Origin of the sequence: Microcoleus sp. A006_D1 (assembly GCF_036702805.1) — a bacterium.
Classification (GTDB): Bacteria; Cyanobacteriota; Cyanobacteriia; order Cyanobacteriales; family Microcoleaceae; genus Microcoleus.
The window spans coordinates 537,605-558,480 of record NZ_JAUBVZ010000003.1 but is presented as its reverse complement, the minus strand read 5'-3'; the positions used below and the strand labels follow the sequence as shown (position 1 = coordinate 558,480).

General features: G+C 45.8%; 20 protein-coding genes. 14 read left to right on the top strand and 6 right to left on the bottom strand.

Translation table 11 applies throughout. The features are described 5' to 3' along the window. Window positions 1-3: 3 nt before the first annotated feature. Complete coding sequence (locus QUB68_RS08170; protein WP_332991102.1) at window positions 4-951, top strand: hypothetical protein; 948 nt, start codon at window positions 4-6, stop codon at window positions 949-951. Between the two features lie 178 nt (window positions 952-1,129). Here QUB68_RS08170 and QUB68_RS08165 read toward each other — a convergent pair whose 3' ends face one another. Further along, window positions 1,130-3,238 carry a hypothetical protein gene (locus tag QUB68_RS08165; RefSeq protein ID WP_332991099.1) on the bottom strand — a complete coding sequence of 703 codons (2,109 nt, stop codon included), beginning with the start codon at window positions 3,236-3,238 and terminating at the stop codon, window positions 1,130-1,132. Between the two features lie 106 nt (window positions 3,239-3,344). Between QUB68_RS08165 and QUB68_RS08160 the strand changes: the two genes are divergently transcribed. Beyond that, the gene (locus tag QUB68_RS08160) at window positions 3,345-3,497 is read left to right on the top strand and encodes a hypothetical protein (RefSeq protein ID WP_332991097.1); all 153 of its coding nucleotides are present in this window, start codon (window positions 3,345-3,347) and stop codon (window positions 3,495-3,497) included. Window positions 3,498-3,531: 34 nt separating this feature from the next. Here the strand turns inward: QUB68_RS08160 and QUB68_RS08155 are convergent, their stop codons facing one another. Further along, window positions 3,532-4,953: a CHAT domain-containing protein gene (locus QUB68_RS08155; RefSeq protein WP_332991095.1), complete on the bottom strand. Its 1,422-nt coding sequence runs from the start codon at window positions 4,951-4,953 to the stop codon at window positions 3,532-3,534. Between the two features lie 266 nt (window positions 4,954-5,219). Next, the gene (locus QUB68_RS08150; protein ID WP_332991093.1) at window positions 5,220-5,393 is read right to left on the bottom strand and encodes a hypothetical protein; all 174 of its coding nucleotides are present in this window, start codon (window positions 5,391-5,393) and stop codon (window positions 5,220-5,222) included. 27 nt (window positions 5,394-5,420) lie between these two features. Here QUB68_RS08150 and QUB68_RS08145 point away from each other — a divergent pair, with 27 nt between their 5' ends. From QUB68_RS08145 to QUB68_RS08135, 3 genes are read left to right on the top strand one after another with little or no spacing between them, the layout of a single operon-like run. Continuing rightward, window positions 5,421-6,062 (top strand): hypothetical protein, encoded by a 642-nt coding sequence (locus QUB68_RS08145; protein ID WP_332991091.1) that lies wholly within the window; start codon window positions 5,421-5,423, stop codon window positions 6,060-6,062. 31 nt (window positions 6,063-6,093) lie between these two features. Then, complete coding sequence (locus tag QUB68_RS08140) at window positions 6,094-7,023, top strand: DUF1822 family protein (RefSeq protein ID WP_332991089.1); 930 nt, start codon at window positions 6,094-6,096, stop codon at window positions 7,021-7,023. A 29-nt stretch (window positions 7,024-7,052) separates the two neighbouring features. Continuing rightward, on the top strand, window positions 7,053-9,497 hold the full coding sequence (locus QUB68_RS08135) for a CHASE2 domain-containing protein (RefSeq protein ID WP_332991087.1): 2,445 nt from the start codon (window positions 7,053-7,055) through the stop codon (window positions 9,495-9,497). Between the two features lie 302 nt (window positions 9,498-9,799). On the opposite strand, the gene QUB68_RS08130 is transcribed toward QUB68_RS08135, so the two are convergent. Continuing rightward, entirely contained in the window at window positions 9,800-11,506 is a 1,707-nt protein-coding gene (locus QUB68_RS08130) for a N,N-dimethylformamidase beta subunit family domain-containing protein (protein WP_332991085.1), read from the bottom strand. A gap of 353 nt (window positions 11,507-11,859) precedes the next feature. Here QUB68_RS08130 and QUB68_RS08125 point away from each other — a divergent pair, with 353 nt between their 5' ends. The 4 genes from QUB68_RS08125 (at window position 11,860) to QUB68_RS08110 (ending at window position 17,688) form a co-directional block, all read left to right on the top strand. Next, the gene (locus QUB68_RS08125) at window positions 11,860-13,812 is read left to right on the top strand and encodes an FAD-dependent oxidoreductase (RefSeq protein WP_332991082.1); all 1,953 of its coding nucleotides are present in this window, start codon (window positions 11,860-11,862) and stop codon (window positions 13,810-13,812) included. A 274-nt stretch (window positions 13,813-14,086) separates the two neighbouring features. After that, window positions 14,087-14,773, top strand: a complete 687-nt coding sequence (locus QUB68_RS08120; protein ID WP_332991080.1) for a class I SAM-dependent methyltransferase — start codon at window positions 14,087-14,089, stop codon at window positions 14,771-14,773. Beyond that, window positions 14,773-15,843, top strand: coding sequence for an aromatic ring-hydroxylating dioxygenase subunit alpha (locus QUB68_RS08115; protein ID WP_332991078.1), 1,071 nt, complete (start codon window positions 14,773-14,775; stop codon window positions 15,841-15,843). The genes QUB68_RS08120 and QUB68_RS08115 overlap by 1 nt, the downstream gene beginning before the upstream one ends. Before the next feature lie 162 nt (window positions 15,844-16,005). Beyond that, window positions 16,006-17,688 (top strand): DUF262 domain-containing protein, encoded by a 1,683-nt coding sequence (locus QUB68_RS08110; RefSeq protein WP_332991077.1) that lies wholly within the window; start codon window positions 16,006-16,008, stop codon window positions 17,686-17,688. A gap of 102 nt (window positions 17,689-17,790) precedes the next feature. On the opposite strand, the gene QUB68_RS08105 is transcribed toward QUB68_RS08110, so the two are convergent. Next, window positions 17,791-18,261, bottom strand: a complete 471-nt coding sequence (locus QUB68_RS08105) for a hypothetical protein (RefSeq protein ID WP_332991074.1) — start codon at window positions 18,259-18,261, stop codon at window positions 17,791-17,793. Between the two features lie 170 nt (window positions 18,262-18,431). On the opposite strand from QUB68_RS08105, the gene QUB68_RS08100 reads away from it, so the two are divergent. The 5 genes from QUB68_RS08100 to QUB68_RS08080 all read left to right on the top strand — a co-directional run bounded on the left by QUB68_RS08100 (window position 18,432) and on the right by QUB68_RS08080 (window position 20,175). Continuing rightward, window positions 18,432-18,776: a type II toxin-antitoxin system RelE/ParE family toxin gene (locus tag QUB68_RS08100; protein WP_332991072.1), complete on the top strand. Its 345-nt coding sequence runs from the start codon at window positions 18,432-18,434 to the stop codon at window positions 18,774-18,776. After that, window positions 18,748-19,134, top strand: coding sequence for a helix-turn-helix domain-containing transcriptional regulator (locus QUB68_RS08095; protein ID WP_332991071.1), 387 nt, complete (start codon window positions 18,748-18,750; stop codon window positions 19,132-19,134). The genes QUB68_RS08100 and QUB68_RS08095 overlap by 29 nt, the downstream gene beginning before the upstream one ends. A 117-nt stretch (window positions 19,135-19,251) precedes the next feature. Then, window positions 19,252-19,599 (top strand): type II toxin-antitoxin system RelE/ParE family toxin, encoded by a 348-nt coding sequence (locus QUB68_RS08090; RefSeq protein ID WP_332991069.1) that lies wholly within the window; start codon window positions 19,252-19,254, stop codon window positions 19,597-19,599. After that, window positions 19,568-19,954, top strand: coding sequence for a helix-turn-helix domain-containing transcriptional regulator (locus QUB68_RS08085; RefSeq protein ID WP_332991067.1), 387 nt, complete (start codon window positions 19,568-19,570; stop codon window positions 19,952-19,954). The genes QUB68_RS08090 and QUB68_RS08085 overlap by 32 nt, the downstream gene beginning before the upstream one ends. 65 nt (window positions 19,955-20,019) lie before the next feature. Further along, window positions 20,020-20,175 carry a hypothetical protein gene (locus tag QUB68_RS08080; protein WP_332991065.1) on the top strand — a complete coding sequence of 52 codons (156 nt, stop codon included), beginning with the start codon at window positions 20,020-20,022 and terminating at the stop codon, window positions 20,173-20,175. A 71-nt stretch (window positions 20,176-20,246) separates the two neighbouring features. Here the strand turns inward: QUB68_RS08080 and QUB68_RS08075 are convergent, their stop codons facing one another. Further along, window positions 20,247-20,669 carry a hypothetical protein gene (locus QUB68_RS08075; protein WP_332991064.1) on the bottom strand — a complete coding sequence of 141 codons (423 nt, stop codon included), beginning with the start codon at window positions 20,667-20,669 and terminating at the stop codon, window positions 20,247-20,249. Window positions 20,670-20,876 lie beyond the last annotated feature (207 nt).

The window sequence follows — 20,876 nt, the reverse complement described above, 5'->3', positions numbered from 1 at the left end:
TTTATGGAAGATTTTGGTATTATTATTGCTTGCTGCGATCAGGATTATCTGTTTGCTAAGGGTTGTTGTGCTAGCATCCGATATTTTCTGGGAGACGTGCCGATTTGTCTGTTGATTGACGGTACGTTTTCTGTGAGTGCTTTGGAAAAGTCCTACGGGGTGCGAGTTATCGATCGCACAACCGTTTCTGAAGAGGTTCTCAGAAAAAGAAGTTTTGGTTGGGGTAAAACTAAAATGATTGCTTTCTGGGAAAGTCCTTGGTCAAATTTTCTGGTTTTGGATGCCGATACGATCGTCTGGGGCGATGTTCTCAAATTCGCTAATTTTAAAGAATTTGATTTTATTGTAGACCAACCTTGTCAGGAAAATTCGGATGCAGATGTTTCCAAGTTTTTCTTTGATATTCCGGGCGTTGAAAAGTATTTTCCCAGTTTTAACTGGCAGAAATTTAAAGCTAACTATTTTTGTACTGGTACTTTCTTTGCGAAGCGCGGCATTTTTAGCTTGGCAGAATACGTAGAAATTTTAGATTTTACGGCGGCTCATCCGCAGATATTTAAGTACGGAGAAATGGGTTTTTTAAACTTTATGATTTTCCGGGCGGCGCAAGAAAACCGGCTGCGGGTGCAGAGTGTGGATATGCAGTTGTTGGTGCCGGATTTTGACCAGGATTTGGTGAAAAAGCGGTTTCCGATGGCAGAAAGCGGGCCTGCGGGCGATCGCGCCTCGGCGACTGTGATTCACTGGTGCGGGCCGAAACCGACTTTATCGACATCTAAAGTTTACTCGGAACCGATGAATTTTTGCCGCCGCAAGTGTCAGGAGGATGCTTGGGGGCGCACGGGTTTGGCGGCCCAGATGTCGCTGCAAGTTGAGGATTTGCAGCGATCGATCTACGTGTACAAGAATAAGTTTAAGAAGAAGTTTCGCCAGTTGGTGCGATCGACCTAAAAAAATACCACAATTAAGTTTGTAGTAAGGACTTTAGTCCTTATATTATGTTCGGTAGATTACCTACAATAAAATTAGTTTGTAGTGAGGATTTTAGTTCTAGGGCAAGAAGGACTAAAGTCCTCACTACGAACCAATCTTATTATGGTTGTTGATCTGAATATTATCGATCGCCAATTCACTCATCCAAAGGCAAAATGGGGCCGGCTGGCGGTAAAACTTGGCGGTGGACGCTGACTTTGTGGCTTTCCCGCTGAGTTTGCATTTCGACGGCGATCGCCTCAAATTCGACTTCCATGCAGCCGTAGGGAATCTCTAACTCGATACTCGATCGCATATTTCCCAAGCCATTAGCTTTAAATTCGGTAATCCAGCGCGGCCCGTCGAGAATTAGGTAGGTTTGCCGATCGAATACCCAAACTTTTACATAAATCCGGGGCATTAATTCCGGCAGTTGCACTTTCACCGTTACAGCCTGGCCAGCCAAGATGTCGGCCCGCGGCAATTCCAGGATGGGCATCGGTACTAACTCGTCTTCTGGCAAAACGTAGGGAGTTGGGGGAGCTACTTCTGCTTCGACTTTTGCGGTTTTTTGAGCAACTTGTTTCGGCTGCGGGGGATCGTCAAAAACCACAAATTCTCGGGCTTCCGGGCCTGTATATTTGGGTTCGGCAATGGTTTCGCTGGTTGCTGGTTGCTGTTGGGTGGGGCTGCTTTCTTCCACGACGGCGATCGCCTCGCTGCTGTGGGCGGCGGCTTTGGGAGTTGGCGACAGGGTGGTTGCTTTGAGCCATTCGGGGGATTCGCCGTTGCTGGCTAGGGAACTCAGCCTCGACCAAAATCTATTTTCGACTTTTAGGGTTTGAAATGCCTGTTTTGAGGGTGCTGGCGGAGTTTCTGGGGCTGTTGTTTCTGGTTCGGGGGTGTTTTCTGGTTTTTGGTCGATCGCCCTGATTTCTGCTGTTTGAGTGGGATTTGGGAGGTCTAAAAGTTTGGTTTGTGGGTCGATCGCCCCGGCGGTAGTTTGAGGGGAATTGGAGATTTCTGAGAGCAATTGCGATCGGCTGCTGTCGGGCAGTTTGTTACCGAATGCCGGCAATTCTAAACCGCCGGCACTTGGAGTCTGGCGGGGAATTAGTTGAGGGGGTAAGGACTCGTTTGTTGGGGTTTCGGCGGGGGATGGAGGCTCTAAGGATTTTTCTACTAGCTTGAGAAAGGATAGATTTGTGGCGCTCCGAGGCGGTTTTGAGGCTGTGGGGGAGAGTTCGGCTTGATGCTTTTCTTCGATAAAATTTTCTTTAATTGCCTCTAGAAGATGCTCTAAACGAGCTGTAATTGTGAATAGTTTGGTGGCTAGGGGAATGCCGCCGCTGCTGAGAATTGCTTCTCCTAAAATGAGGCGGCTTTTGCACTCGGTTGGGATGTAGGTGACGCAAGCAAAGATGCAGGGGGGAGCTTGTTCTGGCATCGGCTGCTGGATTTGCGCGAGTATTTTTGAGGTTTGGGGATCGCGCAGGTAAATTTGCAGTTGTGCTGAACCGATGAGTTTTTGGAGTTCTTCGGTTTGGGATTCGGGGATGAGAGTTGCTGTTTTTCTGGTTGTTTGGGGCGGTTGGGGAATGTCGATTTTGCCGGAAATGATTAAGGGGCGGCCGAGTTGGGTGACGAAGGTTTCTCGATCGAGCACGAGTTCGAGTTCGAGTTTGACTGGGGATTTCGGCGGCTGTTGGGTTTGGGGAAGGGGGAATTGGTAGATTTTGGTCGGCTGGGGTGCTGGGATTTGGGGTGGTGCGGGCTGGACTGGTGCAGGGATTTGTGGCGTCGGGCGATTCCCTACGGGATAGCTAGGATTCACGACTGCTGCTGCGATTTCTGCGTCTGAGGGCGAGGTTGGGGGTTCGGAGGAGTCGATCGGCGGTAGGGGTTCCGAGGATTCTGATTCTGCGGGCAATACTTCTAATTGCACGCCGTACTGCCAAGGTTTTGCTGGTGTTGATTGCGGATCTGGCAAGCAGGAAAGTTCCCACATTCCGGGCTTGAGTCTGGTGTAGGGAATGATCACGACTAATCCTTCGGGGTTGGTGCGGGCCGATCGGCTTTGGACTTTCCGCTGCGGGGAGACTCCCTCGAATGATGTATGGGTGATGCGAATTTCGATGTCGGTGTTGGGGTGCTGGATGCGAGCAACGACGCGATATTTGCCTTCTAGAATTTCCACGTCGGGGGTTTCTAGGGGCAACCAGGCGCGATCGCCTTCTTTTTGTAGTAAAAATTCTAATTTTTTCATGTTTGTTTCCCCTTGAAGGCTCCCGCTTGATTGGTCACAGGTTGGTGGTGGTTGGTTGAGCGACAGCTACAGATATTCAATTACTTTATGTTTTATAGCGTATCATTTGTCTCGTCGGTCAAGAGGCTCTCTGAGCGCGATCGGTAGAGCCCGTATTCACCAAGCAGCACCGGATACGGCATTGCCGTTTCTCTACAGCAATTCGCCAGAGTCGGGCGCCGGACACGGCATTGCCGTTTCCCTACAGATGCTTGCATGATAGAACAGGCCGAAAAGCCTGTTTTATCATGCAATTACCAAGGACTGCCGATCATACTAAAAGCGGCCCAATAATAAGGATGCGATAAATCTTTGCTGTCGAGTTTCGGGATAGACGGCGGCAACGGAGTTTCGCCCCTGGAACTCCGCAGTTGACCGTTTTCTATGGTGACTTTACCCTGGATCGCAGCAATTTGTGCTTGTCTGAGAGCTTCAGCTTTAATGATTGGAGGAGATTGAGGTTTGCTGACTTTTAACTGCTGGTAAAACTCAGTCATCAGCGCCAGAGTCCCCGCATCGCTGACATACCACAGGCTGGCGAGGGCAGATTTTGCTCCCGATTGCAGCGCTAAACCGGCAAATCCGAGTTCTGCTTCTTTGTCTCCCAAGGCTGTTCTGCAAGCGCTCAATACTAACAGTTCCAGCGGCGGATTGTTCCATTTCAAATCTCTCATTTGATCGAGTCTGAGTTGGGTGTCCCAAAATTGAATGTAGGAATTATTTGGGGCTCCGGGGCGGAATTCCGCGTGAGTCGCGAGGTGGATGATGCCGTATCTTTGTTGCAAGCGCTGGGATTGCAAGTTGACGATGGTAAAATCTTCGTTGATCAAGGATTGACCGGGCCACTGTCGGGCGATCGCGCTTAATTCTAACGGCACTGCCGGCAGCGGTTCTTTCTTCGCCGTTTCTGAGAAAATTGCTGCTCCCATTGCTAAGACTTGGGAGTTTCTGAGGTCAGCGTAATTGCTGTCTGTGAGCTTGAATGCCGGAATGCGGGCGATACTGTATTTTTGGATTAGAAATTGCTTGCCGTCGTGCATTGCCGCTAGGGGTACGGTTCGCAAACCTTCCCCTACGCAGAACAGCAAGGTGTCAATTTTTGCTGTTTTCAAATCTGTTTCTAGGGGTGAAATTATCCATTGATAGAGTTGTTGGGCTGGTTGGAGATAGCTGGTGGTGTTAATTTTTACAGGGTTGGTGATTTCGGTGCTGAATTCTTTGACGGATGACAGCAGTGTCTGTTGTTTGGCGGAGGGGACGCTGCGGTGAACTGGCGGGCGATCGGGCAATATTAAGATTAGTTCTAGTTGGTCTGTGCGCGGGATTGCGTAAATTAAAGCTGGTTTTTTCTTGGTTTGAGCTGCTAGGCGAGAGAGAGTTTTTGATATTTCTTGAGCGGTTTTCTCGCGGGCTGCAAAGTCTTGTTGCAAGTATTTTTGATAGTCTTCTTCCCAGTCTTTTTCGATGCGGGTGACTGCTTCGGTGAGGTTTCCGCGATCGAGAATATCTCTCATTTCTTGCCCGTTAAGTCCACCCTTGTCTGCGTTTTGGGCAATTGTAGCCAGGTTTGCGGTGATCCCGCAGAAAAATATTGCTGTCAAACAGTAAAAAATCGCTGTTTTAATTTTTTTGAAAGTGGCGTGTTTTTGGCGGTGCTGCTGGGATTGGTGGTGCATGATTTTGGGGCCGTTGACGGCGCAGTTAGTGCCAGCAGTTAAAACTTTGGATGTGGCCGCGAATATTTGACTGTCACAACTTATGCCTAAGAAACCCGGTTTATGCGAGAAATCTTGGTTTTATAGCGAAGTATCTAGGAAGTAACCGGGTTTCTGACCCACTTGCGAATCTTTGACTGTGCTGGCGATCGCCTAATTATAGCATTCCACACCAACCCCAAATATCTCCTGTAGGGTGCCCGGGGACGCGCCCCGAAATTCGCGCTTTATGTAAAGTTTTGTAAATTCTGCCGAGATTTTGCGTAAAAATCGCAGATGCCGACAGATAGACGAATAGAAGGCATTGCAGCAGGAGGCGATCGCGCGCCGGTAGCCACACAGGGGCTGTTGGTGAGAGAATTAGCTGAACTCCGGCGGCCTGCATCGCTGGTTGGAAACAATTTTTCTGAGTACCCTTGGAACAAGAGATGCCTACTAAGGATGAAATTGACGATCGGCTCAAACAGCTAGCTATAGCTGCTAAAAATCACCCGCCTAAAACTGTTGAACGACAGAAAGCTGTAAGTACATTAGTAATGGACATTCAAAAATATAAAATTGTTAATTTTCCCAGAAATCTCAATTTTACCTGGGAAATTTATCAGGAAATTTGTGCAGAAGCCTACCAAGACTTAATGTTCCGCATCTGCCGGGAAATTAAGAACTACCGACCGGAAAAAGAGGTGAGCCAGTGGGTAAATTTCTTGATGATTAAATGTTTTCAAGAAGCTACACCTAGAGTTATAGGTCGCAGCGACTTCAAACGTTCATACTATAAAGATATGGATTTATTTTTTGATGGACAAACCAATCAAGAGGAAGATGAATCCGACCGACTCGCCAAAGCTCTGATCGAGATGATTGAAGAAGATCCCGGCGATGTTTTCAAAAGCGAAGTCAGTAGAAAGCACCCGCAAGTCAATTTTCAGTTGTTGCTTGTGAAGAGAGAGATAGAAGATGTAAGTTGGGAGCAGATATCCGCAGAGTTGGGGGTAGGTATTTCAACTTTAAGCAGTTTTTACCGGAGGTGTTTCGATAAATTCACACCCAGATTCAGAGAATACTTATAGGACATTCAATACCCGAAAATAGAGATGGATCATGAATAACACAGAAGTTGATTTTGTTTTGACAATTCCGATCGCCCCAGCAGCGCGCCGCAGCGCTCAAACGCTCTCCCAGCAACAAAGTGACCCCAAAAAAGCCCAACAGGTTTATCTGAATGCTTTGGCAGTCCACGCCGTCGATTTTTACTTTCAGTGTATGGAGATAGACACTGATTTAGCCGCCAGCGATATTTGGAATCCTGTAGTTCAGAAATTCATGGATGTTGCAGATTTGGATGTCAAATATATTGGCAAATTGGAGTGCCGCTGGGTGCGCGAGGGTGAAGAGTTTGTCTCGATTCCGGCAGAAGTGCGATCGGACAGAATCGGTTACATTGCCGTAGAGATAGCCCAATCGCTCCAGGAGGCAAAGCTGCTGGGATTTGTGAAAAATGTCGATCGAGAAAAAATTGCAGTCAGCGAGTTAAACTCGATCGACCAACTGCTAGAATATTTAGACGAACTCCAGCCCGTAAATCTCAGTCACTGGTTGCAAAATGTTTTTGATACCGGTTGGCAGACAGCGCAAACGCTGTTCGAGTCAAAACCAGAATTGCAGTTCGCTTTCCGCAGTCCTCAACTTTTAGAAAGCAATGCTTCTACAAGTAGAACTCTGCCTGTCAGGCGAGGCAAATTGCTCAACTTAGAGCGTGGAAAAGAGCAAGTAGCTTTATTTGTGGGATTGATGACAACAGACGAACCGGATATCGATATTTCGATAGAGGTTTATCCCACAAACGGTCAAACCAATCTGCCCAACGATTTGCAGTTGATGGTGCTGGATGATGGAGGAGAAACCGTGATGCAAGCTAAAGCAAATAAAACCGAAAAGTTGCTATTTGAGTTGAAGGCAGAACCGGGAGAAAAATTTAGCGTCAAGTTGGCTTTAGACGATTTCAGCGTCACTGAAAAATTTTCGATTTAATCGTCAGCTATGAATAGGGGGTGTGAGTTGTGGATAAGTTAATTGTGCTCAAATTAGACGGAAATTGCGAAGAAGGTTTTCGCTGTACTCTGAAAATTTGGAAAAACAATCAATTTCCGTCTGTTGATTTTACCGCCAGCCAAAAATTGCCTCCCAACCCGCAAATAGCGGCTTTTGAAGAAGAACATTGGCGGGAATATCGCATTTTGGGCGCGGATTCCCGCCACCGCCCGCAAAAATCAGTTAATTTAATTTACCCGTTTTTGCACGAAACTTCACCCAAAACTGCTGTCAAATCTGATGTTAAAAAATTGTATTTTCGGATCAAACCTGTCCGAATTAACACCAGAACTCCTGTGCAAGATTGCAAAGAATCTGGCAAACAACTCGCGCAGATGCTGAATAATTGGCTGGATGCTCCTGAGTTTGCGGAGGTGGAGATGTTGATTGGCGATAATTTAAATCCCGATGAAGAGGCGAGGGTGCTAATTTGTACCGATGACAAGCACTTGCAAAAACTGCCTTGGAATCTGTGGGATTTGTTTAAAAGATTTCCGAAGGCAGAACATTCGCTGAGTAAATTTAACTATATCACCAGGGAAACTCCGCAAAAACCAGTCCGCAAGTCTCAGGTGAGGATTTTAGCGATTCTGGGAAACAGCGCTGGGATTGATGTCACGACGGATCGGAAAATTTTGGAGAATTTGTCTCCCCGTGCTGAGGTGAAGTTTTTAGTTGAACCGAAACCGGACGAAATTAACGAGGAACTTTGGAATCAATCTTGGGATATTATATTTTTTGCAGGCCACGGGGACACTAAAGACGATATTGGAAAAATTTATATCAACAAAAGTGATTTTTTAACAATTAATGAGTTGTGGTGCGGCTTGAGAAAAGCTGTGGATAAGGGTTTGCAACTGGCAATTTTTAATTGCTGCGATGGGTTGGGGTTGGCAAGGAATTTACATGATTTTCAGATGATTCCGCAAATGATTTTAATGCGGGAGTTTGTGCCGGATTTGGTGGCTCAGGAATTTTTAAAGTGTTTTCTGAAAGAGTTTGTAAATGGCAAGTCTTTGTATGCAGCAGCGGGGGAAGCGCGGCGCAGGTTGGAGAGTAGGGAAAAGAATTTTCCTTGTGCTAGTTGGTTGCCTGTAATTTGGCAGCATCCGGCAGCGGTGCCGGCGGTTTGGAACGATTTTTTGCTGCCGCCGGATTCGCCTGCGGCGCCGGATTTGACTTGGGTGGCTACTGCTCCGAAAAGACCGCCTATTCAGGGTTTTTCGCGTTTGAAGTCGGTGATTTTGGCGAGTGCTGGCTGTACCTTGGCTGTGATGGGCGCGCGCTCTCTGGGGGTGATGGAGCCTTGGGAATTGTCAATGCTCGATCGCCTGATGAACCAGCGACAAGCTGAACCCATTGATAATCGGTTGTTGGTTGTGGAAGTGACAGACAAGGATGTTGAGAAGTACCGCTATCCTCAAAATGATTCTACAATCGCCGGGGCGATCGACAAATTGCAGCAGTTTAAACCTTTAGCAATTGGTTTGAATATGCACCGCAATTTAGCAAGAGAGCCGGGGCGAAAAAAATTAGTTAGTCACTTCGACAGCCATCCCAATCTTATTACTATATGCAGCTACGGTTATGATAAAAACTACGATCCACCGCCGGAGTTTTCACAAGAAAAACTAACAAGTCAAGTTGGTTTTAGCAATTTACAGAAGGATGAAGCGCCCAACCAAAAAGGTAGCAGCATTCGCCTGCAACCTCTATCCTATCAGCCTCATCTTTCTAGTTTCACTAATAATTGTAAAATTTCCAACAGCTTGAGCTTACTTTTGGCTTTGCGGTTTTTGGAAAGCCAAGGCATTAAATCAGCAACAACTCAGAATCAAGAGTGGCTAATTGGCAATGTTACTTTCCCAAGATTGACGGCTCGTACAGGAGGTTATCAAAATTTAGATCTGCGAGTCAGTCAAGTATTGCTTAACTACCGCGCCAACCCCAAACCAGCTTTAAAAGTTACGCTTCAAGAAGTATTGTCAGGAAAAATAAACTCTGATTTAGTTAAGGGTAAAATTGTCTTGATCGGCCACACTTCCGAAGTTTCGAGAGAGAATTCTGATACTGTTTATGGTAAAATGCCGGGAGTTTGGATTCACGCTCACATGGTGAGTCAAATTCTCAGCGCTGCGATCGATAAAAGACCCCTATTGTGGGTTTTGCCACAATGGCAGGGGATACAGTGGGGAGATGCTGTTTTTGTGTGGTTGGTGGCTTTGATTGGCGGGTTGCTGGCTGGGCGCGGGCGATCGCTCTTAGTATTGGCGATCGCTGGCGGTGCTATGATTTTTGTGGTATACCAAAGCTCTATGGTAATTCTGGCTTTCGGGGGCTGGATGCCTTTGGTTCCTTCAGTTTTGGCCTTAGTGTCCGCGGGTTGTATCTTGTTGATGTACGATCGATCTTAATCAGTAGACCTCTTGCAAAAGTCCTTTTAGTCAAATTTTCGGGACGGGCTAGAAGCCCATCCCACAAGAAAAAAAATTGTGGGACGTTGCTCAGAGCATCGTCCGAATTATTTTTGCAATTCAAGTCTAGTCTCCGCGGTTGAAATCTCGGAGTTTATGCGCGCACCGATGAAACTAGCGAAGCCTTTATAGCCTTCTTGCTTCTACTTAGGAATGAGAATTAAATAACTTACACAAGTTTGTGGGGTGGGCGTCCCGCCCGCCCTTTTTGGACGGGCGGGACGCCCATCCCACAATAACAATTAAAATTGTAAGTTATTTAATTCGCGATCCTTAGCTGAATTTAACAGCTTTGCCAAAACGTTTCGCGTTATCTGCTGAGCTCCAGCATTTAATACTGGTGGCCGCAATTGTGGCGCATTGTAATCGTCCAATCCCCACGCCCACTGCATCGAACCAGTCGCGAATACTTTCGCCCCCGAATCTGCTGTATAAACCGTCATATCAGCATAGCGAGTGCCGCCGCCGTAAGGGTATGGAGAATGGGCGATGCGAACTATATTTTTTGGGGCATTGCCAAACATTCGATCGACTTCATAACCCAACAGTCCCGGCAACTTGTCGCCCTGTTTTAACTGAGTTTTTTCTAGCAGCCAATCGGGGGCGCTTTCATCAATGACAATATCCGAATTAACCTGAAATGTCTCGTACATCACCCCGATTAAAGCATCTTCTGGACTGCCGACAGTGCTGTCTCGCCAGCGAGTTGTTACTAAGGAATAAAGTGCTGGGGATTTATTATAACTTGTTGATATTTGATTGCGATCTGGTTTGCCGATGCCATAGTTCAAGTCCCCAGCCGCCGCTATTTCTACTGGTGAATTAACGGTGCTAAATTGTTCTTGCAATCCACCCAGAGGGTCTAAATCTGCCATTTCTTTATAAGCAACTATAGTTCGGTTTACTTCGCCAGTAATCCGGCTGGGTTCCAGGCGGATCTGCCAGTAGCAAATATTAGCACCAAAAAAGCCGATGCTGACACCTTCATCTCTAGCTGCTTCTATATTTTCCCGCATATCTCGCGACCAATATTCGTCGTGACCTACGGACAAAAATGCTTTGTGAGACAACAGCAACCGGGAGTTAAAATGCGTGTCGATGTTGGTGGCATAGGTAACATCGTAGCCTTCTTTTTCCAGCCACCTCACCATATTGTATTCCCAACCAGCGCTCGAAGTTCTCCTTTTTGGCTGAAAGTTTGTCAGAAATTCCCCCGCACCTATACCGTAAGCAGCCTTGCGGTTGGGACTCATGGCGTAGGGCCGATTAAAGGAAACTTTGTAGGCTTGTTTGGCCTGACTGTTCCAGCGGTAAAGCGATTTGTATCCCCAATTGTTGTAGGCCTGAAATGTGGTAACGCTAGATTGAAATAAAATGTCGGATTTGCGATCGTCATCCCGGACTGCAAAGATGATGTAACTTTGTTTGGACGTTCGGCTGGCGGTTAGTTTTGCTAAATAAATGCCGCTCGTCCACTCATCAGGGCGATCGCTAATTCGCAAAATATACGGGTCTTTCCAATCGCATTCTATCAGTCCCGATGCTTCATCTTCTCTCGGCGGAGACTGTCTGATTCCCTTCCGCACAATTGGGTCGTTCATCCGGCGGCCGCCGAGTCCATCATACCATCCGGTGCGGAATATTTCTATGGTATAATTCGGTTCTTTAGTGTTGACAAATAATTTAATTTCTCCGCCGAGATTGACGCTAGCCAGAGACGCATAACCTTCGATTTCTCGCTTGGTAGCCGGATTTTCCAACTCCCAGTCTGCGGTGCCGGGTTTTTGGTTTTCTCGGGCTGTAGGATTGGTGGCTAACGCACTTTTTGCGAGATTTGAATAGTCTTGAGAATGTGCTGCGGTGTTATAGAAAAAAGGGGCGGCTAACCCCAATGAGAAAGCTTTAAGAAACTCTCGGCGGCGCAATTTCCACGATAGTTTAACTGTCACGGGTAATAAATCTAGGGATTTTAGGTAATCGGTTTTACACTTGGGTCTCGGTGCAGCGGGCTTAACATTACTTTACATTGACCCTAGAAATATCATACCTCAGATAGATTATTTGCGATCGTGCGATCGTCTCGCTGCACCTTGGTAATATGTCTGACTATTTCTGCCAGTATCATGTCTAAGGTCTTATGATATATGGCTTATGGCATATACCCCATCTCGGAATAATTTTAGAGACAAAAGGCGATTTGAGATGTTTTGAGGTACAAGTTCCCGGAAGCATCCGCGAATCGCCTCTAAAATCTGAAATCTGAAATCTCAAATCGGATGACCTATTTGTGTGAACCACCCTTATGAGTGAATCAACCAACTCCCCGCTATCGCAACCAGTTTCTCGACGCACCGCCCTCAAATTCCTGGGAGTCGGTGCAGCGGGCGGGCTGCTGGGCTACTCTCGATTTTCCAAGCCCGAGCCCGCCGTTTTTCAGCAAGACTCTCTTGACTTGCCGCGAATGCTGAATACACCCAAAACCGTCGCAGTTGTCGGCGCCGGCTTAGCCGGGCTCGCCTGTGCTTACGAACTAAGCCAGCGCGGTTTCGCCGTGACGCTGCTGGACAAATCGCCCCAACTCGGCGGCAAAATTGCTAGTTGGCCGATACAAGTCGGGAACGAAAGCTTCATGATGGAACACGGTTTCCACGGTTTTTTCCCGCAATATTACAACCTAAAAAGTGTAGTTGAAGAACTAGAAATTACCGATAATTTTGTATCTTTAGAATCCTACGCCGTTGTCTTTCGAGACGGGAAATATCAACCAGAAGTTTTCCGTCCCAACCACTCAGCTTTCCCCTGGAATATAGTTGACTTGGGAATATCTTCGCCCAATCGGCTCAAGTGGGGAATCAATCTGACAAAACCAGCTCACTGGCAAGTCTTTAGAGAAATCGGCGGCTTTCAAACTCAAAAAAGTTTCGCTCGCCTCGACAACATATCAGTTGCTGACTGGGTAAAAGGTGAATTCCCGCGCGGACTTTACGACTTGTATTTTCTGCCTTTTGCAAAATCTAGTCTCAACGCTCCTGACGAATTGAGTGTGGGAGAATTAATGCAATTTTTCCACTTTTACTTTTTCGGAAATCCCGAAGGTTTAGCCTTCAACGGCACGCGGCAAGATATGGGTACGAGTTTGGTGCAGCCGATTGCCAGAGCCATTGAAAGCAAAGGTGGACAAGTATTGACAGATGTCGCAGTTAGTAATATTCACTGGGAAAACGGCGAGATTGATTCTCTGAGCTACCAGTCGGGAGATGTGCAAAGCAAAGTACCTTTTTGGGTGAAGCGAAACTCGCTGTTAACTGACAGTAACTCTACGGAATATTTCGGCGCTGGGGACAGCGTATTTGCCGCCGCACCCGGAGGAAAAGAAGCGATTTCTCTGAGCTGCACTCACCAAGGCTGCACGGTGCAGAAACAAAATGACGGTCAATTTCACTGTCCTTGTCACGGGGCAGTTTTTGATGCCGAAGGGCGAGTTGTGAGTGGGCCTGCTCAGCGGGATTTGCCCAGATTTAAGGTAGTTGATAAAAAAGTAGATGAGGTACAGTTAGCCGCCGCAGCGAATAACTCGCAACAGCAGAATGTGGGGGAAACATTTAAGGCTGATTACTATGTTTTTGCTGCCGATGTTCCGGGGATGCAGCATTTGTTTAGTTTGGGCAGCGGTGAGGTGAATCCGCAGGTAAAGAGCCGAATTGAGGGCTTGAAAGTAGCCGATCCGTTTGCGGTGGGCCGTTTTTGGTTCGATCGCGAATTTCCCTGGGAACACAGCAATTTCAGTTCGCTTTCCGGCTACAAACTGACTGATAGCATCACACTTTACCACAAAATTCAAGATCAGTTCATTGAGTGGAATCAGAAAACTGGCGGCAGCGTAGTGGAACTGCACGCTTATTGTTACAAGGAAAAGGAATTTCCGAACCAGGAAGTTTTGCTGGCAACTTTCGAGTCAGAATTGTACGAAATTGTACCGGAATTAAAAGCAGCAACTCTGCTGCACCGGGAACTGGTAAATCAAAAGAATTTCTCCGGTTATCCGCCCGGTAGTTATGCGGAACGGCCAGATACTAGCTGCGCTGTGCCGAATCTTTTGTTTGCGGGAGATTGGGTAAAAATGCCGTTTCCTTGCGGTTTAATGGAAAGGGCGGTGAGCAGCGGTTTGTTGGCTGCTAATGCTATTTTATACCAGGAGGGTTTGCAAAGGCGATCGCTCTTGACGGTTAATCCCGAAGGCGTACTGAAAATCTAAGCTTTGCAGCGACAATCAAACTGGTTCGATCCTTGGGAATGCAAGTCCTCAGATTTTATGCGGACTTGCATTCCCAAGGATCAAAGATTCTTATCGGAGGATTAGGAGCGATCGCTCTGCTGAGTTTCTTGGTAATATTAGTAACAATTCAGATGAGTTACGGTTTGTGGTTTCGCTGAGGAGAAAAGGCAGAGCTTGGGAACGAAAAAAATTAGGGGCGTCGATTTTGGTGCATCTGCGGTTAAAATGTTGAATGAGTATAAAGCAAGAATAAATGCTGAAGAGTAACTGGAAAATTCGCAATAAATCTGTAACGTTTGATGCTTTTGCAACAGAATATGATTTCGCCGCCACCTTGCAAAGCCAGAACGATTTCTTTACTAAAAACCTGTCTTCTAGGAAAGGTATAGCATTAGATATTGGATGCGGTACGGGAATTCTTGCTTTTGAATTAGCCAAGTATTACGAGCGTGTAATCGCGGTCGATTTGTCAGCAAAAATGCTGGATCTCGCCCGTCAAAAACGCTCAGCCCCCAATATCGAATACATCCAAATGGATGCCAGTCAATTAGCGCTCGATCGCCAATTTGATTTAATAGTTAGTGCTGCTACTTTTCACCACCTGCCCAACCTCCCCGCCGCCCTCGATGCAATTAAAAAAATGTTAAATCCCCACGGAAAAATCGTCTTTTTAGATAATATTTCGGAAGTCGAAACACCTGCTACAATAGGCTACATAGTAGGTGCAGCGAGAGATTTTATTCCCGACTGTTCCCAATACGGATTTCGCAATGCTTCAAGATTATTAAGATTTAGAGTGTCGCCAAGCTGGTTGAAACATTTAGCTAGCGACAGGTATTTGTCAGAACGGCAATTTAGAAAAATTTACGGTCGTTGCTTTCCGGGCTGTTATTTTGTAAAATTGGGTTGTTTTATGGGCGTAATTTGGGAACATTTGTAATGCAAAACAACGTGATAAAATCGGTATCTGCAAAGGGAGAAAAAACTCACATCCGCGAGTTGGGCATTAATCTCGATCGGTGGTACGCAGTCGCCCGCAGCATTGAGGTAGAGAGTCAGCCGCGAGCTGTGATATTGTGGCATCGGGCGATCGTGCTTTTCCGCGACAGTGCAGGCAAAATCAACGCTTTAGAAGACAGATGTCCGCACCGACAAGTTAAACTCAGCCACGGCAAAATTAAAGGCGATTTAATCGAATGCGCGTACCACGGATGGCGGTTAAATGCCAGCGGAGAATGTGCCGAAGTCGATTATTTAGCAGAAAATCAAAAACTACCTAACTGTCAAATTCGCTCCTATCCAGTCAAGGAAAAAAACGGTTTTATCTGGCTATTTCCCGGCGACGCAACCCAAGCCGAAAAAACTAATTTATTGGATTTGCAAGAATGGGAACATCTCAATTATATCGCCACTGTTTCAGTCATCGACTGTCAGGCACACTATTCATTTTTAATTGAAAACTTGATGGATATGTACCACGGACACTTGCACGAAGACTTGCAAGCTTGGGCAAATCCGGTATTAGATACTTTAGTAGAAGACGAGCATCAAGTAACTGCCCGCTATCAGGCACAAAGTTATTACAAAATAGATCGGATTTGGTCAATTTCCCAGTTATTTTTTAAATCTCTCCGCAAGCTGCACCCGGAACCCCTAGAGGTAAGTTATGTTTATCCACACTGGGTTTCAACTTTGGGAAGCGACTTTAAGATTTACTGTTTGGTTTGTCCGGTAAGCGAGACAGCAACTCGTGCTTATTTAATTCATTTTACCTCATTAAATGCGTTTTGGCGGCTCCACAAATTGCCTGTTTGGTTTCGCAAGTTTATCAAAGATAGTTGTTTCGGTGCTGCTCAAAAGTTATTAGATGGTTTGGTGCGGCAGGATGTGTTAATGATTGAAGAAGAACAGCAGGCTTTTTTGCACAATTCGGAAAGAAAGAGTTACGAATTAAATCGGGCGTTGGGGAGTGTGCAGAAGTTGATCAGAAGTCAGGCGGAAAATGGGTAATTTAGCCACAGATTATTGAAACTTGCGGCGGGACGGATTAAACTAGGCTGCACAGGCTAAATTGAGAGTTAGCGTTTCCAAGCTTGAGTATGGTATCCTAGTAACAGGGAAAATTGAATTTAAACAAGCAATTACAAACCACATCTAACACAGGAACCCAGCATGAATCGTGTCAGGATCAAGGGTGAGGAACATCCCATTAGGAAAATTTTTAGCGATGACTTTGTGTTTATCATTCCCCTCTACCAGCGTCCCTATGCTTGGACAAAGGAGGAAGCTGGGGAACTGCTGGAAGACCTGCTAACATTTTTGGGAGATGGTAACGAGACGATTGATGAACTCAACCCCTACTTTCTAGGCAGCATTGTTTTGATCAAATCGGAGCAACCAGCCGCTGAAATTGTAGATGGTCAGCAACGTCTAACCACGCTCACCATACTACTAGCTGCTCTCAGGGCATCATTGCCAACAGAACACGCCAATGACTTGACCACTTTTCTATACCAAAAAGGCAGTTTAATTGCGGGTACTCCTAATCGTTACCGTCTGACTTTGCGCGAGCGAGATGCAGATTTTTTTAAGGCATATATTCAAAATGAAGGTGGTATTAACAAGCTCAAAGAATTGAACAGTGCTGAGCTGATGGAGAGTCAGAAGCTGATTAAAGAAAATGCAGATTTATTCTTGCAACGTTTCCATGCGATCGGCGAACAGTGCTGTATACGCCTTGCCCAGTTCATCATTACTCAGTGCTTCTTGGTAGTGGTTTCTACGCCTGACTTTGACTCTGCATATCGTATATTTTCTGTGTTGAACAATAGGGGATTAGATCTCTCCCTAACTGATATCTTGAAAGCTGACATTATTGGAAAAATACCCCAACAGCAAAAACAAAAATATACTAAAAAGTGGGAAGATACCGAGGAGGATCTGGGACGCGAGCTATTCAAAGGCCTGTTTTCTCATATTCGCATGATTAAGGACAAGAAAAAACTCAACAAGAGCGTCCTTAAAGATTTTCAGGAAAACATCAATCCTGCGGCGGCGCCTCAGCAATTTATTGATGAGATTTTAGCTCCTTATGCTAATGCTTTTTCAGAAATTGTGAGCTTAAGGTATGAAAGTGTTTGGCGTGCAGAAGAAATAAATCAACTGTTTAAATTTTTAGGCAATATTGATAATTTCGACTGGGTACCGCCGGCCATTTTTTACCTATCGCGCAATCGTAATAACCCCGATAATTTAGCGCGTTTTTTTACTGATTTAGACCGCCTAGCAGTAGGTTTAATGATTGTTGGATCTAATATCAATAAGCGCATTGAACGTTACAGCCGATTGCTAAATGCTATTGAACAAGAGGAAGATTTATTCAATTCCAATTCACCGCTTCAGTTTACTCCTGAAGAGTCCAACAACATCGTTAAAGTCCTCGATAGTGACCTTTACCTAATTAAAAGAATTCGTCTTTATGTCCTGGTGCGCTTAGATGCTGCTCTCTCAGAAGGTGAAGCATCTTACAACTTCTCCAATATTACTGTCGAGCACGTACTTCCGCAAAATCCCGGCGCTAATAGTGAGTGGATGAAATCGTTTCCTAGTCAGCAAGAGCGCGATCAATATGTGCATCGTCTTGGTAACTTAGTTTTGCTATCTCGTGCGAAAAACAGTCAGGCACACAATTATGATTTTGATGTGAAAAAGCAGAAGTATTTCACCACTAACACAGGTGTTTCACCCTTTGTACTTACTACTCAAGTGCTGCGGGAACAGGAATGGACGCCAGAAGTAATCGCTCGACGACAGAAAGAGCTGATTAATGTTCTCAAGAATCTTTGGCGCTTATAGGCTAATTGAATTTGATATCAAATCGCTCTTATCTGTCTATCAGCACAAAATTATCTGCCTTAATCAGCGGTCAAAAAAATCACTCATCCCGCAGCACAAACCTTACTTTTTAGCCCGCTGCTGCTGGTAAACGCTGACAACCTTATCCGCAAAAGTAGCAGTTGCGCCACTTTTGCAAGCTGCGGATTCTCCTGTCATCCACCAGCAAGCAGCGCGGCGTACAGCGGCTGTTTCATTGTTACCGCTAGCTTTGTATTCGTCGCGCAGCAAATCGCCCACGATACAGGTAACAATTGATTTGGCTTTTGTCGCGTCGGCTTCAAATTGTTGGGGTGTTAAATCTTGTTTGGTACAGAATTTTGCCCAGCGGGAAATATTGCCCGGTAAAACTTGCCACTGACTGTACATTCCGTCATTTGCGGTTTGTGGCGGCGCGGCTTGTCGCAGCGCTTCTACGAGGGCGGAAACTTGCGCGTCGGTGACTGCCGCGGCGGCTGGAAGTGTTTGCAATCCGAGGCTAATTATGAGGCTGCTGAGTAGTAGATTGGTTTTTGCGATCGATTTTAAATTCATTCACAATTCCCTGTTTTCATCAAAGTTTCCTGTACAAAGTTTACCTGAAAGGCGATCGAATGCCTCTACCTGAAGTATTATTTACTTTTTGAATGCGGGGGCGATTCCCTACGGGATAGCTACGCTTCACAGCCTTATTATAGAAATTGGCAAATAATTAGGATAAAATTGTGGAAGTACAACCCAGGGAAATTCGACGTTACAAGACACCAGACGGCAAAGTTCCATTCGGGGAGTGGCTTGATTCCGCCCGCGATCGGAATGTTAGAGTTAGAATCAAATCTAGGCTTGACCGAGTTGAAGAAGGTAATCTCGGAGATATCAAGTCAGTGGGACAAGGAGTTTTTGAACTCAGAATTAATTATGGCCCGGGCTACCGCATCTACTTCGGACAAGTTGGGTTGACAATTGTCGTCATCCTAGTAGCCGGAGATAAAAGCACTCAAGAACAAGACATTCGACAAGCTATAGGATACTGGAAAGATTATGAAAGATGTGAAAGCACCGAGAAGTGATAGCTACCGCGAGTACCTAATTGAATCTCTCAAAGAGCCGGAAGAAGCTGCTGGTTACATCGGGGCTATTTTGGAAGAAAAAGATCCTGAACCCGCACTCCTGAGAAATGCCATCAGAAAGGTGATTGAGGCTCGAATCAGGATGAATGCTTTTTCGGAGTCAGCAAAAGAACATCACGAAAAACTTGATAAAATGCTGACTGCAAGTGGCGGTGCGGAAATTTACAGTTTGGTAGAATTGCTCGAAGCATTAGGATTTAGACTAGAAGTTACTGTCGCAGAGATTGAGTTGCGCGCTGAGTCGGAATCAACGGATTTTGTGGAATCAGAATTATGCCCGGAACCTGCTAATTTATAACAAGTTGCAGGTCGATCTGAAGTATGATTTGTTTTTTGAATGCGAGGGCGATTCCCTACGGGATAGCTACGCCGCGCGTGCTTATTATAGAAATTGGCGCTCGACTGCGATAAAATTATGGAAGTACAACCCAGGGAGATTCGACGTTACATCCGACCCGATGGCAGGATTCCGTTCTTAGAGTGGTACTATTCCCTACGAGATGGCAAAGCCCAAGTTAAGATTGATGCAAGGCTTGAGCGAGTTATTCTCGGCAATTTGGGCGATTATAAGTCAGTAGGACAAGGAGTTTTTGAACTCAGGATTAACTACGGCCCGGGCTACCGGATTTATTTTAGACAAGTAGGAGAGACAATTGTACTTCTGCTCTGTAGTGGGGATAAAAGCACCCAAGAACAAGATATTCTCAAAGCGAAGGAGTATTCAACCGACTATGAAAGAAATGAAAATGCCTACCAGCGATAGCTATTACGAGTCGCTAATTGAATCTCTCAAAGATGCCGAACACGCTGGTGGCTATATCGGGGCTATTTTGGAAGAAAAAGATCCTGAACCCGCACTGCTGAGAAATGCCATCAGAAAGGTGATTGAGGCTCGAATCAGGATGAATGCTCTTTCGGAGTCAGCAAAAGAGCATCACGAAAAAGTTGACAAGATGCTGACAGAAAGCGGCGGTTCGGAAATTTACAGTTTGGTAGAATTGCTCGAAGCGTTAGGATTTAGACTAGAAGTTACTGTCGCAGAGATTGAGTTGCGCGCTGAGTCGGAATCAACGGATTTTGCGGAATCAGAACTATCCCCGGAACCAGCTAGTTTATAACCAGTTGCAAGTCGATTGAATTCTGTCCCCCGGTGAGTGAGGGCGGGTTTATAGATATTCGGAATGTGAATGAAAGATTGTTGCTGAACCCGCCCCTGCGGAATTTGCGATCGCGCGATCGCACAAATTGGCGAAATGTGCGATCGCCCGATCGGGATAGCTACGCCGCGCGTATTTCAATCGCTGCGCGGCAAGAAACCGGGTTTCTACGAATAATTTAGGTTGAGTACGAAAAATCTAGTCAGAAACCCGGTTTCTGAGATTAGGGTGCGTCAGGAAAATCGATCGGCAATTATCTCCCCGTCAGCGTATCCGCATAAGGATCTGGCAAAGCTTGCTGCACCTCCAAAAGCGACAAAGAATCTCCAACCAACGGTGAGCTAATCAATTTTTTTTTTAACCCGTCTCCCCGCCGATCGCGCTCTTGCAACTTCAGCAATTCTTCTTGATACACAGCAACAATTCGCCCCAAACTCACCACCAAATCATCCCAATTATCATCTCCCACCAACTTCTCAGAAATCCCCTCAAATAACTCTCCAGCTTGCCTTTTTTGAACATAAGCCTTCAAAAGCTTTCCCGACTTTTGCAAAACCGCCTGATAAATGTCCCCATCAGACCACCACAGCCCCTGTTGACTCAGCAGCCAAGTCAAAATATACTCGCGAGCGTGTTGCTCCTTCACCCAGGCCGCGAGATACTGCAAATCTTCCATAATTACAACAGTCTCCTAAATTTTCCTCAAAATGTCCGCTTGTTTGTATCTATCGTTACTGCGATCGACATAATACCTGCCTTATCATCACCTGTCCTTGTCATTAATATCTCTTAAATCTTAAAAAAACCCTACTGATTTAGCAAACAGCAATTCTTACAATATAAAAATAAACTCAAACCTCCTAGGTTTATTGTCCAATACTTT

Coding starts and splice junctions, on each gene's coding strand:
- QUB68_RS08125 (WP_332991082.1), top strand. CDS start 11,860: ATGAGTGAATCAACCAACTCCCCGCTATCGCAACCAGTTTCTCGACGC.
- QUB68_RS08140 (WP_332991089.1), top strand. CDS start 6,094: ATGAATAACACAGAAGTTGATTTTGTTTTGACAATTCCGATCGCCCCA.
- QUB68_RS08110 (WP_332991077.1), top strand. CDS start 16,006: ATGAATCGTGTCAGGATCAAGGGTGAGGAACATCCCATTAGGAAAATT.
- QUB68_RS08085 (WP_332991067.1), top strand. CDS start 19,568: ATGAAAGAAATGAAAATGCCTACCAGCGATAGCTATTACGAGTCGCTA.
- QUB68_RS08090 (WP_332991069.1), top strand. CDS start 19,252: ATGGAAGTACAACCCAGGGAGATTCGACGTTACATCCGACCCGATGGC.
- QUB68_RS08105 (WP_332991074.1), bottom strand. CDS start 18,261: ATGAATTTAAAATCGATCGCAAAAACCAATCTACTACTCAGCAGCCTC.
- QUB68_RS08155 (WP_332991095.1), bottom strand. CDS start 4,953: ATGCACCACCAATCCCAGCAGCACCGCCAAAAACACGCCACTTTCAAA.
- QUB68_RS08145 (WP_332991091.1), top strand. CDS start 5,421: ATGCCTACTAAGGATGAAATTGACGATCGGCTCAAACAGCTAGCTATA.
- QUB68_RS08095 (WP_332991071.1), top strand. CDS start 18,748: ATGAAAGATGTGAAAGCACCGAGAAGTGATAGCTACCGCGAGTACCTA.
- QUB68_RS08075 (WP_332991064.1), bottom strand. CDS start 20,669: ATGGAAGATTTGCAGTATCTCGCGGCCTGGGTGAAGGAGCAACACGCT.
- QUB68_RS08115 (WP_332991078.1), top strand. CDS start 14,773: ATGCAAAACAACGTGATAAAATCGGTATCTGCAAAGGGAGAAAAAACT.
- QUB68_RS08165 (WP_332991099.1), bottom strand. CDS start 3,238: ATGAAAAAATTAGAATTTTTACTACAAAAAGAAGGCGATCGCGCCTGG.
- QUB68_RS08120 (WP_332991080.1), top strand. CDS start 14,087: ATGCTGAAGAGTAACTGGAAAATTCGCAATAAATCTGTAACGTTTGAT.
- QUB68_RS08170 (WP_332991102.1), top strand. CDS start 4: ATGGAAGATTTTGGTATTATTATTGCTTGCTGCGATCAGGATTATCTG.